Here is a 12,440-nt window from a genome sequence, read left to right as displayed (position 1 = left end):
AAAGCTCGCAAGTGAAAGTTCGCAAGTGAAGCAAAACTGGCAACATGCGACTGCTCGTGCAGATCAGGTATTGATCGCAAGTCGTGAATTGATGAGTACGCATCACAGAGTAGGAGAAGGCGCTACTGAGCGTGTCGAGCGACCATGTTGGCGTATGGGACAAAGGACAAGAAGGGGCAAGGTACAAGGGCGTGGAACTTCATGTTCCCGGCCTGATCAGATAGTGAGGTGCGGCTCAATCGCGCCGCACCAGGCACCGCAGAGACCCTGTGCGAGGCCACTACTGGCAGTTAGCTCTTGATGATGGGTCCGATCACTTCCCACACATTGTCGAGAATGATGGGTTGGGCCTCTTCTGAAGGGTGAATGCCATCTTCAATGAACAGGTCACGTCGGGTCTCGAGTCCGGAGAGTAGAAATGGAATCAATCCTGCACCGGTCTTCTGGGCGACCTCAGTAAACACAGCACGAAACGCCTCGGAATAGACCGGTCCGTAATTGGGCGGTATCTGCATACCCGCCAGGACAACTCTGGCACCTGACTGTTGCGCCATTTCAACCATGCGAGTCAGGTTGTCGCGGGTCATGGACATTGACAGTCCTCTGAGCGCATCGTTGCCACCGAGTTCGATCAGGACCAGATCGGGTTTGTGATCCTCGAGTAAGGCAGGCAACCGGGAGACACCACCACTGGTGGTGTCTCCGCTGATACTGGCATTGATGACTGTTGCAGGAGATGGTTTGTGGTCTGCCAGTCGCTCGCGCAGCAACTCGACCCAGCCCGTCTGGCGTCGAATGCCATATTCTGATGACAAGCTGTCGCCGACGATCAAGATGCGATTGATGGTGTTTTTGACGTCATCTGTCTGAGTGAAGTTGTGCGTAGGGGCTGTGTCAGCTTCGCTCCGGGTTTGTGCGACACTCACGTGTGCACCGAGCATGACTGCGCCGATCAGCGCGGTTGATACGAAGTTTTTGAGGAAATGAGACAAACGGATCATGTCGAATCAAGCTGCCATTGAAGTTGAAGGTCTGTCCAAACGCGTATCTGACGCGGGGGGTGAGCTCACCATTCTGGACAATGTCGGGTTTCAGGTCTCCAGAGGGGAGTCGGTGTCCATCACGGGCGCCTCTGGCTCCGGAAAGTCTACCTTGCTTGGACTGCTCGCGGGGCTTGATGTTCCCAGCCAGGGGCAGGTGACCTTGCTTGGCCAGAGAATTTTTGATCTGGATGAAGACGCCAGGGCACAGTTTCGCGCCAGGCATGTCGGGTTTGTGTTCCAGTCATTTCAGTTGTTGCCGAACCTGACTGCCCTTGAAAACGTCATGCTGCCACTTGAGTTGGCAGGCAAGCCCGCTGAACAGGCGGCTCGCAAGGTGCTTGACGAGGTGGGTCTTTCGCATCGCTTCAATCATTATCCGTCGACGCTTTCGGGTGGGGAGCAGCAGCGGGTCTCAATTGCGCGCGCGTTTATTACCCAGCCAGCGCTACTGTTTGCGGATGAGCCGACGGGTAGTCTGGATGTTGTCACAGGAGCCCGTATCATTGACCTCATGTTCCAGTTGCATCAGGAACATGGCACGACCTTGATTCTGGTCACACATGATCAGGATCTCGCCAGGCGTTGTGAACGCTCAATCGAGATTCACGCGGGGCGTCTGGTGGCTGCGGTCTAATGTCGTCGAGTCTGCCACTCATACAGGGCGATACCTGCGCCACTGGCGCAAATGACCGCAATCCCGACCCAGGTCAGCCGGTCAGGGAACTCCCCCCAGATCAGCCATCCGAGGGCGGTGGCCGCTGATATCTGCAGGTAGATGAACGGTGCAAGCAGGGAGGCCGGGGCATGCTGGTAGGCATGAATTTGCAGCAGGTGGCCCAGGCCACCGGACAATCCCAGTGAAATCATTACGAGCCACCGCCAGGCAGACAGATTTGCCAGGGCTGAGAGGGATTCATCAAGTCTGAACAGCAGCACTAGCGTCATCAGAACCGTGCCAATCAGTCCACCCCAGAAAAGCGTGGTCATCGGGTGGTCAACAGCCAGTCGACGGGTGCAGATGTGCTGAAGAGCGAGCAGGAAGGCCGCCGCCAGCGCAAATGTCACACCAACCGGATCAAGACCGGCACCCGGCCGTATCACAATGACGACCCCCACAAAACCCGCAGCAGCGGCGACCCAGCGAGACAGCCTTTTGGGTTCTTTTAATAACCATGGTGCCATGGCGAGCATGATCAACGGCGCGAGAAATGCAATCGATGTGGCTTGAGCCTGCGGCAGATAACGCAGGGCATTGAACAGGCAGACCGAGGCGACCAGCATGGCCAGTGCGCGCATGATCTGCCACTTCATTGCACGGCTTTGCAGGATGCGAATTCCTTTTCTGGGAAGAATCAGCATCGACATCAGCACCAGGTGGCTTAGATAACGCATCCAGACAGCCGTCAGGAGTGGAACGCCTACGCCGAGTAGCCATTTGCCGCTGGCATCCAGTGTGGACAGGCACCAGAGCGAAAGATAGAACAAGCCAATTCCGAACAGGGCGTTCTGAATCTTTTCCGGGGAGGAAGTTGAGGTAATGGGAGAGGGTGAAGTCACAAATTGCGAGGCCAGAACAGGGGTCAGATCATCAGTGGTCGTTTGCAGGCAGCGGGTGAGGCGGCAGTGAGTGTCTTGTCAGCAACCCCAGTGCGCAACCCTCGCATGATACTCCTGGGCCTCGCCTGTGTTGTCCGGCACACTCGTGAATTCGTAACTATTTGGCAAGAGGTTTTCGGCATCAGCCCTTTTTTCATTGTTCGCTGCAATCATCTGGCTCCAGTCAAGCGAAAGCGATCGTCGTTCAACTCTTTCTGCCATCCAGCTTGTCTGGGGACTCCGGGCAAGCTGTGGGGCTTACGGGTATAGTTTGAACCAGAACTTTGCATTCAGGCGGGTCGGGGCGCTTCTTACGGGTCAGATGAACCGGGCTTGGCCTGATTGGTGGCACGTTAGAACAAGATCGAGGCTAAACGATTCATGTCTTCAAATTTATCTATAGATCAACTGGCTGTTGCTCCTCTGGCAGAGGTCGCCAGTGCGTTGCAATCCGGACAAACGACCAGCGTTGAGCTGACCAGGCGATTCCTTGCGAGTGCGAGCGATGCGCAAGGTCAGGGTTCCCGGGTGTTTACCGAACTGTTTGCCGATCAGGCACTGGCAGCGGCACGTGCCTCGGACTTGTTACGGGCTGCGGGACTCGCCCGGTCGCCGCTTGAGGGTATCGTGCTGGCAGTCAAAGATCTGTTTGATGTGGCGGGCGTTTCCACCAAGGCAGGCTCATTTGTTCTGAAGAATGCACCGAAGGCCCAGGCTGACGCGCTGATTGTGCGCCGCTTGCGCGCTGCAGGAGCTGTGATTATCGGGCTTACCAATATGACCGAGTTCGCGTTTTCCGGGTTGGGATTGAATCCGCATTACGGCACGCCGCTCAATCCCTGGGACCGAGAAACCGGACGCATCCCAGGGGGGTCGTCATCAGGCAGTGCTGTGGCCGTCAGCGATGCCATGGCATGTGCAGCGATCGGGACCGATACGGGCGGATCGGTCCGAATTCCGGCTGCGCTGTGCGGATTGACCGGCTTCAAGCCGACCGCAAGCCGGATTGATCAGACTGGTGCCTTGCCGCTTTCACCCTCTCTCGATTCGATTGGACCGATAGCCCGTTCAGTCCAGTGCTGTGCCTTGCTGGATGCGGTGATGGCGGGGCAATGCGCGCCCAGACTGACCTCGGCCACCGCCGAGACAGTTGTTCTGGGTATGCCGCGTCAACTGTTCATGGAGGCGGTTGATGACGACGTCGCAAATGCATTCGATCGGGCTTGCGGGCGACTGCGTGATGGGGGGGTGCAGATCGTGCCGATCGATTTGCCAGAACTCGATGAGTTGCCACACATCAATCATGCGGGAGGCCTTGCAGCGGCAGAATCCTGGGCATGGCACGAGGAACTGCTCGAGCGCAATGCGCAGCATTACGATCCGAGGGTTGCTGTTCGCATTCGCCGTGGATCGACACAGACAGCACGCGACTACATTGAACTGACGCGAGCCAGAGTGAATTGGATACGTCGGGTGACTGCAAAGATTTCGGGTGTGGATGCACTCGTGACACCAACTGTGCCCCGGGTTGCGCCTGCCTTGTCGGCGCTTGAGATCGACGACGAACTGTATGCATTGACCAACATGCTGATGTTGCGCAATCCCAGCGTGATCAACTTTCTGGATGGATGTGCGATTTCCTTGCCGTGTCATGAGTCAGGTCAGGCGCCAGTGGGTTTGATGCTGGCGTGTGCATCCGGGCAAGATGCCCGTTTGCTTTCGGTCGGGTTGTTGTGTGAGTCTTTGCTGAAGGCTCAGTAAAGGCTGGTCCGTGCGGCTGGTCCGTGCATAGATCGTCTTTGCGTGGGTGATGTGATGACTCTATTCAGGCCCCGTCGTTCGGATCGGGTAGCCTGGGTTGAACTGCGACGGTTTCTGGGTGTTCGGTTTCGCGTTACCCTGCAAGGAGATCAGGGTGAGATAAACTTAGGTTCATCCTGGGTTGTCAGACGTTGTCTTAGGAGGTTCAATGCCAGATATTGTGAATAGATGTTTCGGTTATTTCTTTTCTGCAGGAAAATTGTTTGCGGTCTTGGCTCTGGTCGCAACCGCATCGATGTCGGCTGCGCCCGTTTCAGCCGCTGGGCAAGCCAGCTCAGACAAGCCTGGCAAATCAGTCAGGACAAAGGATCTCGCGATCGCAGGTTATGTCGAGAACGTGAAGATCTTTCCCGAGAATCTGACCTTTGAGTCCCGCATGGATACCGGTGCCACGACCTCATCGTTGAACGCGCTGAATCAAAAACGCTTCGAGCGAGCCGGCAAGGAGTGGATCCGGTTCGATGTCATCGACCCTGAAAACGACAACAAGAAAGTCACGCTTGAACGCGAGATCGTGCGCAACGTTCGCATACTTCGCCATGACGGTAACCATCAGCGTCGTCCTGTTGTCCGGATCGGATTCTGTATCGGGTCTTCGTATCGAGAGGGCGATGTGTCCTTGCAGGATCGGACCGAGTTGAGTTATCAGTTGCTCGTCGGTCGTAATCACATGAAGAATCTCGTACTGATTGATTCAGCGCACAAGCATTTGCTAGGCCCTGATTGCCCCAGGCCATGATGACAACGGATATGGGATCGATCGTCTCAAAGGTGGCACGGGAAATGACTGGTAGCGCGAGCAGTGTGTCAGGCAGACTCGCTGACATAGCGTATTTCTGGATGGCTTGCAAATGAAACGCCTGCACCTGCCCTTGCTGATCCTGTTGCTAGTTGGCGCGTCGTTGTCATTGTTTCTATACAAAGTCGAAGTGCTCAAGATGCCTTTGACACCTGCCAGGGAGATGCCGACCTGGACCGTGGAGGCTACGATCCGGTTTGCGCCAACAGGTGGATCTGTCAAGGCTGATTTTCTGATTCCGCAATATATGCCGGGATTCACGCTGCTTGACGAAAGCTTTATCTCGCGCGGCTATGGACTGACGACTGAGCAGATCGGCCCCAACCGGATGGCGACCTGGACCCAGCGCCGGCCCACTGGACAGCAGACGGTGTACTACCGTATGAGTGTCTATGCCAATGAGGAAAGCATTCCGAAGAGCGAGTTTCCAGGGCCGGCACCATTGCCTGAACTCTCAGAGCCGCTCCAGGCGGCTGCAGATGCCTTGCTCGAAGACATTCGTTCACGCTCGGCTGACATCGACTCGTTCAGCAGTTTGCTGGTGCGTGAGGTCAATCAGGCCAATCCCAACGAGAATGTGGCTGCGTTTCTTAACCGCAGTTCCGATGAGCTTGACCGGCTTCATCTGATTATTGATTTACTGGCAGGGGCCAGGATTCCGGCCCGCATTGTGCACGGATTCAAGCTGGGTGATCAAACGCAGAAGGCCGAGCTGGTGCCCTGGATCGAATACCACAACTCGCGACAGTGGATGCCGATTAATCCCAGGACAGGTGTTCGGGGATTCCCCGAAAGATTTCTGGTTTGGTGGGTGGGTGACCAACCCAGTGCCCTCTCCGTCGATCGTGGAAATCAGACATCGGTCCAATGGTCAGTTGCTCGTAGTTATCAGGATGCGTTCAGCATCGCTCAACAGCGTGCCGCCATGCTGAATTCGCGGCTAATGGATTTTTCGATTCAAGCCTTGCCTGTTCAAACCCAGAACACCTACAGGATTCTGCTGCTGGTGCCGCTTGGCGCGCTCGTGATCGTTTTTTTACGCAACATTGTCGGTATCCGGACCTTCGGCACGTTCATGCCGGTGCTGATTGCATTGTCCTTGAGAGAGACCGAACTCGTGAGCGGCATGGTGATGTTCAGCATGATTGTTGCGCTGGGACTGGCCATCCGTTTCTATCTGGAACATCTGAAGCTGCTGCTGGTGCCGCGACTCGCGGCCGTGGTGATTATTGTGGTGATCCTGATGGCGATGCTGTCCATACTGAGCTACAACCTGGGCATCAGCGTTGGGCTTGCGATCACGCTGTTCCCGATGGTGATTCTGGCCATGACAATCGAGCGGATGTCTATTGTCTGGGAGGAACATGGTGCAGGTGAAGCGGTCTGGCAGGGGTGGGCAGTCTTGCAGTAGCCTCGGTCAGTTATCTGGTGATGATAAACCCGTATGTCGAACACCTCTTTTTCGTGTTCCCGGAGTTGCTGCTGATCGTGCTGGCACTGGCGCTGCTGGTAGGACGTTACACCGGCTACCGTCTGGTCGAGTTGTTACGGTTTCGCACGTTTGCAAAGGACTGAGCGATGAGCTGGTTTGTCTCTCCCAGGCGACTGCGAGACCTGGGAATTCTGGGTATGAATGCCCGCAACGGGTTGTATATCGGACAGTACAATCCGCGCAAACTGTATCCACTTGTTGACGACAAGCTGCAGACCAAGCGACTGGCGCAGGAGGCCGGGTTATCGGTTCCAGCGCTCTATGGTGTTGTCAGAACACATCATGACATTCGCAGAGTCTCGAAGATTCTTGATACGCATCGCTCATTCGTGGTCAAGCCTTCCCGTGGAGCTGGAGGGGAGGGGATCGTTGTGATTGACGATCGACTGGACGAAAATCTGTTCCGGCGCGCAAGTGGGCGGACCATGACGCTTGAGCAGCTTGAGCATCACGTCAGCAATATCCTCAGTGGCGCTTACTCGCTCGGGGGATTGCCAGATGTTGCAATGATCGAGCAGCGTGTCGAATTCTCTGATTTATTCAAAGATATCAGCTATCAAGGCGTACCGGACATTCGCATCATCGTGTATCGGGGGTATCCTGCAATGGCCATGATTCGTCTGCCGACCCAGCAGTCTGACGGCAAGGCCAATTTGCATCAAGGGGCAATCGGCGCCGGAATTGACCTGAAAACAGGGTGTACCACCCGTGGTGTCTGGGACAATCAGCCTGTCGACAATCATCCGGATACGGGACACACGATCATTGGCCATCAGATCCCCGAGTGGGTCAGATTGCTTGAGCTGGCGGCCGGATGTTTTGATTTGACGGGACTGGGCTATCTAGGGGTAGATATCGTGCTGGACCAGCGCTATGGTCCGTTGATTCTCGAACTTAACGCCCGTCCGGGTCTGGCAATCCAGATTGCCAATCGGCAGGGGTTGAAACACAACCTGGAGCAGATCGATCGTTGTGTACAGACCAACCCGGATGCCGATATCGTAACGCGCAGTCGGTGGTATGAGGCACATTGAGTACGCCTCATACTCTGGCCGCTATATGATTAATTGCCTTTGACGCGGACAATTCTACGCACCTGATGTATGCGGCGGATCGCACGGAATACTTTGGCCAGGTGGTTTCGGTCGTCGACTTGTACCACCAGGTTCATGACAAACGATTCAGCATCGTCGTGCGAACTCACGCGAATGATATTGGAGTCTGCCTGGGCAATCTCGCCGGCGATTTTTCCGAGCACACCACGTTCGTTGACTGCAGTGACATCCAGACGAACGACAAAGTGTCTCGCAGTGGTTTTGTCCCACGCCACATCCACCCAGCGTTCCGGCTCCCGGGCCCGGGCCCGCTTGGCAACCGGGCAGTCAGCTGTGTGAACGACCAGACCTGCTCCGACCCGAAGACTGGCCATGATCTCGTCGCCAGGAATAGGCCCGCAGCAAGGTGACAGCACCACGGCCTGACCTTCATTGCCCTGAATGTGAATCGGTGCTGCACGGGCGGCGCTGAGCGTGTCGAACTCGGCGGCTGTGGTGGCAATCAGAGAGTTCTCAGGAGAGAAACGTCGGGCAACCACCGCAGCCAGTCTTTTACCCAGACCGATGTCTGCGAGAATTTCTTCTCGCGACCGGGCGCCACTTTCCTTGATCAGCTTGTCCCAGGTCGGATTGTCTTCCTCGGGATAGCTTGTCTGCAGTTCATGGAAGGCTTGCTTGAGCAAACGCTGCCCAAACGCAACCGACTCTGCATACCGTACGGTCCGCAGGTAGTGACGGATCTCCGACCGGGCGCGACCGGTTCTCGCAAAATTGAGCCAGTGCGCGCTTGGACGTGAAGCATCGGATGTGATGATCTCGACGGTATCGCCACTGGACAGTTCCGTGCGCAGTGGCACATACTCGCCATTGACCTTGCTGGCAACCGCCCGGTTGCCCACATCGGTATGGATCGAATACGCAAAATCGACCAGCGTTGCACCTCGCGGCAAGGAAACAATCTCGCCGTTGGGTGTGAAGACGTAGACTGCATCGGGAAAGAGATCGACCTTGACGTGTTCGAGAAATTCTCCGGAGTCACCCGTCTGGCTCTGGATGTCGAGCAACGATTGAATGGCTGCATGGGTGCGCTTCTGGATGTCGCTAAGCGACATCTCGTCGGTCTTGTAGATCCAGTGAGCCGCGACACCTTCTTCGGCTACGTTGTGCATCTCGTGAGTGCGGAACTGAAACTCGATGGGCGTGCCGTAGGGACCGACCAGCGTGGTGTGTAGTGACTGGTAGCCGTTGAGCTTGGGGATGGCGATATAGTCCTTGAACTTGCCAGGAACAGGACGGTAAAGCTGGTGCAGGATTCCCATGGCCAGATAGCACTCCGGCAACGTGTGGACCACAACACGGAATCCGTATATGTCCAGCACCTCCGAGAAGCTTTTTTTCTGGTCCACCATTTTGCGGTAGATACCATAAAGCGTCTTTTCCCGGCCAGAGACATCGGCTTCGATCCCGGCAGCAGGCAGTGCCGCCCTGACGGAGTCGAAGATACGTGTCAGGACCTCACGGCGGTTACCGCGTGCGGCAAGCACGGCACGTTGCAGTACCTGATAACGATTGGGATATATCGCTGCAAAACACAGATCCTGCATTTCCCGAAAGACGGCATTCAGACCCAGGCGATTGGCAATCGGTGCGTAGATATCCAGCGTTTCACGCGCGATTCGGCGCTGCTTCTCGGGGCTGACTGCATCAAGCGTACGCATGTTGTGCAGTCGGTCAGCCAGCTTGATCAGGATGACGCGCAGGTCGCGCGACATCGCCAATAGCATCTTTCTGAAGCTTTCAGCCTGCTGCTGTGCTTTCGTTGCAAAGTCCAGGCGATCCAGTTTGGATAGTCCGTCAACCAGTTCGGCCACTTCAGGGCCGAACTGCTCGGCCAGGGCAGATTTCTGTACGCCCTGATCTTCCATCACATCATGCAGCAAAGCCGCCATCAGCGCCTGGACATCCAGCTTCCAGCCTGCACAGATCTCGGTTACTGCGATCGGGTGCGTGATGTAGGGTTCGCCGCTGGAGCGAAACTGACCCAGATGAGCCTGATCCGAGAAGCGATAGGCCTCCTTGATCTGTGCGACTTCCTTGGCTTCCAGGTACTCGGATACGATGGACTGCAATCGGGTGATCGATGCGGCGTCAGATACGGCTGCTGCCTGCTCCGCTAGCGCTGCGGAGACATCTGCGGCTAGCGTGTCAGGCTGGGAAGTGTTTTCCGTGCGCTTCGCGCCCCGCTTGCCCAGGCGTGACGTGGCCTTGATTGCTGAAAGCAACCCGGAAGAAGCAGAGCGCAGCCCCGGAAATCCCATGCTGTGCTCCGATGCCTCAGGTAGGAACCTTGCGAAGCATCTCCAGCCCGGTGACACCGGCCGCGATTTCACGCAATGCGGTCACGGTGGGTTTGTCCTTGCTGTCAATGCGTGAGGCATGGCCTTGAGCCAGTTCACGCGCACGATATGTCGCGGCCAGCGTCAGCTTGAAGCGATTGGGGATCCTGTCTAGACAGTCTTCAACTGTGATACGAGCCATAGTGTTTTCACCTGAGATGCTAAAAATGGTTGGAAGGCAGTCATTCCGGTAGGCTGATATGCCTGAAAGCGGAAACCTCGCCTGACCCTGGAAACGGAAACGGGATGCAGATCCCTGTCAGGCCAGCCTGATTTGATGCCAAATAAATCCAGACACATCCTGCTAGCGGTCAACGCAAACAGGATGCATGGTATCAATTGGTCGATGCTGGTCTGAACGATGCACTGCAATGTTGCTACATCGATATGATAACCGCCATTTGCATCGGGATCACCAATACCTGACGGGTTTCGCTGCTTGCCATCGAGTCATGGCGCTTGTTTTAACTGAACAAGCGGGATCAGGACAGGCCAAAAGATGTAAACAGAGCCGGATTGACTTTCGCCTGTCGGGGGAATCGCAGGCGAGACGCCGCGACAATATGCTCGAGCTGGTTCAAAGCGACGCTGAAGTCCTGATTGATGATGATGTACTCGAATTCACTGGCGTGCGATATTTCACTGGATGCGGCCGCAACCCGACGCCCGATGATTTCCTGACTATCTTTGCCGCGCGCTTTGAGACGTTGCTCGAGCACCTCCATCGAGGGCGGCAGGATGAAGATTCCCGTGACAGGTCCGAGCATCCTTCTGACTTGCCGGGCACCTTGCCAGTCAATCTCGAGAATCACGTCGCGACCGTTGGCCAGTGCATCCGCTAAAGGCCCTTTGGGTGTGCCGTAAAAATTGTCATGCACCTCGGCCCATTCAAGCAGATCGCTCTGGTCGCGCATTTCGATGAAGCGTTCGCGTGAGACAAACCAGTAGTCTTTACCATCGACCTCTCCATCACGAGGGGGTCTTGTGGTGCATGAGACCGACAGTTGAAGGCCGGGATCACGCTCGAGCAGCGCGTTGACCAGACTGGATTTGCCAGCGCCGCTAGGGGCGGTGACGAGAAAGATATTACCGGCAGAAGTGCTCATGATGTTCGGATGGTTGGTATGAAAGTGGCCTGCATGACCTAAACGGATACTGAACAAATCAACCGGGCAGGCCTCAACTTTCAGACATACGCCAAACTCAAGTTGCTGAGATGGCTGGATCGTTGAGTACGCCTGTTGGTCAGGCTCTGCGCGCACGTCTGGAGAATGTCGGCATGAGCAGTGCGTATCCCGTGCGCATGCAGGAAATTTGCTACGTACAATGATCGCAAAGCATAGCAGATCGTCGGGATCGGTATGTCGGCCGACTGAACAGGCGTCGGTAAGCCCGGTTCTTCAGGTGATTCATTCAGGAGGAAGTCATGAGTGACAAGAAAGTGGCGCTCGTCACAGGCGCAGGATCAGGTATTGGCAGGGCGACAGCACTCGCGCTGGCCAAGGCAGGATGGGATGTTGTGCTGGTGGGCAGGCGACCTGAGGCGCTCGATCAGACCAAGGAAATGTTGTCCGATACCGCACCTGGCATGCATCCTATGCCGACCGATGTCAGCCAGTACGCAGAGGTTCAGGCTCTGTTTGAACAGGTCAAGAGCCAGTTCGGGCGTCTTGATCTCCTGTTTAACAATGCAGGGCGTGGTGCGCCAGCGGTACCCATTGAAGAACTGCCGATCGAGACGTGGCTAGAGGTGGTCAACGTCAATTTGAATGGCATGTTCTTTTGCGCGCGTGAAGCTATCAGGATGATGAAAGACCAGCATCCGCAAGGTGGAAGAATTATCAACAACGGTTCCATCTCCGCACATGTGCCCAGACCTTATTCGATAGCCTATACAGCCACCAAGCACGCGGTCTCGGGTTTGACCAAATCCATTTCACTGGATACACGGACCTACAGGATCGCTTGTACGCAGATTGATATTGGAAATGCCGCCACCGAGATGACCGAGCGTATGGCCAAGGGTATTTTGCAGGCAGATGGCTCTACCAGAGTCGAGCCGCGCATGGACGTAAACCATGTGGCCGAGTCGATCGTGCAGATAGCCGGCTTACCGCTAGAGACCAATGTGCAGTCGATGGTCATTATGGCCACCAATATGCCATTTGTTGGACGAGGCTAATCTGTCTGTGAGGTTTATCTGAGGCTGGATCAGCGTCTTCCTCTGATCCAGCCAGT

The 12,440-nt window shown here is 55.8% G+C and carries 10 protein-coding genes and 1 pseudogene; 6 read left to right on the top strand and 5 right to left on the bottom strand.

What is annotated here, in order from left to right:
* Nucleotides 1-290: 290 nt before the first annotated feature.
* Complete coding sequence (locus DBV39_RS05725; protein WP_227870836.1) at nucleotides 291-1,001, bottom strand: arylesterase; 711 nt, start codon at nucleotides 999-1,001, stop codon at nucleotides 291-293.
* Here DBV39_RS05725 and DBV39_RS05720 point away from each other — a divergent pair.
* Nucleotides 1,000-1,677: an ABC transporter ATP-binding protein gene (locus tag DBV39_RS05720; protein WP_108620712.1), complete on the top strand. Its 678-nt coding sequence runs from the start codon at nucleotides 1,000-1,002 to the stop codon at nucleotides 1,675-1,677. The two genes, DBV39_RS05725 and DBV39_RS05720, sit on opposite strands and share 2 nt — an antisense overlap.
* Here the strand turns inward: DBV39_RS05720 and DBV39_RS05715 are convergent.
* A complete protein-coding gene (locus tag DBV39_RS05715; RefSeq protein WP_227870835.1) occupies nucleotides 1,674-2,600 on the bottom strand; it encodes a DMT family transporter in 927 nt (308 codons plus the stop codon). The genes DBV39_RS05720 and DBV39_RS05715 overlap by 4 nt on opposite strands.
* A 420-nt stretch (nucleotides 2,601-3,020) precedes the next feature.
* Here DBV39_RS05715 and DBV39_RS05705 point away from each other — a divergent pair, with 420 nt between their 5' ends.
* The 4 genes and pseudogenes from DBV39_RS05705 (at nucleotide 3,021) to DBV39_RS05690 (ending at nucleotide 7,785) form a co-directional block, all read left to right on the top strand.
* Nucleotides 3,021-4,400 (top strand): amidase, encoded by a 1,380-nt coding sequence (locus DBV39_RS05705; RefSeq protein WP_108620710.1) that lies wholly within the window; start codon nucleotides 3,021-3,023, stop codon nucleotides 4,398-4,400.
* Between the two features lie 208 nt (nucleotides 4,401-4,608).
* Nucleotides 4,609-5,199 (top strand): ATP-dependent zinc protease family protein, encoded by a 591-nt coding sequence (locus tag DBV39_RS05700; protein WP_227870834.1) that lies wholly within the window; start codon nucleotides 4,609-4,611, stop codon nucleotides 5,197-5,199.
* Nucleotides 5,200-5,311: 112 nt separating this feature from the next.
* Nucleotides 5,312-6,834: pseudogene (locus DBV39_RS05695) on the top strand (inactive transglutaminase family protein).
* Nucleotides 6,835-6,837: 3 nt separating this feature from the next.
* Complete coding sequence (locus DBV39_RS05690; protein WP_108620709.1) at nucleotides 6,838-7,785, top strand: alpha-L-glutamate ligase-like protein; 948 nt, start codon at nucleotides 6,838-6,840, stop codon at nucleotides 7,783-7,785.
* Between the two features lie 29 nt (nucleotides 7,786-7,814).
* On the opposite strand, the gene DBV39_RS05685 is transcribed toward DBV39_RS05690, so the two are convergent.
* The 3 genes from DBV39_RS05685 to gmk form a co-directional block, all read right to left on the bottom strand.
* Nucleotides 7,815-10,124 carry a RelA/SpoT family protein gene (locus DBV39_RS05685; RefSeq protein WP_108620708.1) on the bottom strand — a complete coding sequence of 770 codons (2,310 nt, stop codon included), beginning with the start codon at nucleotides 10,122-10,124 and terminating at the stop codon, nucleotides 7,815-7,817.
* 16 nt (nucleotides 10,125-10,140) lie between these two features.
* Nucleotides 10,141-10,344 carry a DNA-directed RNA polymerase subunit omega gene (rpoZ, locus tag DBV39_RS05680; RefSeq protein WP_108620707.1) on the bottom strand — a complete coding sequence of 68 codons (204 nt, stop codon included), beginning with the start codon at nucleotides 10,342-10,344 and terminating at the stop codon, nucleotides 10,141-10,143.
* A gap of 340 nt (nucleotides 10,345-10,684) precedes the next feature.
* Nucleotides 10,685-11,308: a guanylate kinase gene (gmk, locus tag DBV39_RS05675; protein WP_108623121.1), complete on the bottom strand. Its 624-nt coding sequence runs from the start codon at nucleotides 11,306-11,308 to the stop codon at nucleotides 10,685-10,687.
* A 305-nt stretch (nucleotides 11,309-11,613) separates the two neighbouring features.
* On the opposite strand from gmk, the gene DBV39_RS05670 reads away from it, so the two are divergent.
* Nucleotides 11,614-12,384: an SDR family oxidoreductase gene (locus tag DBV39_RS05670; RefSeq protein ID WP_407669278.1), complete on the top strand. Its 771-nt coding sequence runs from the start codon at nucleotides 11,614-11,616 to the stop codon at nucleotides 12,382-12,384.
* The last annotated feature ends 56 nt before the right edge of the window (nucleotides 12,385-12,440 follow it).

It is taken from the genome of Orrella marina (assembly GCF_003058465.1).
Taxonomy (GTDB): Bacteria; Pseudomonadota; Gammaproteobacteria; order Burkholderiales; family Burkholderiaceae_B; genus Algicoccus; species Algicoccus marinus.
The sequence above is the reverse complement of the archived record's forward strand: the minus strand, read 5'-3'. Positions and strand labels throughout refer to the sequence as shown.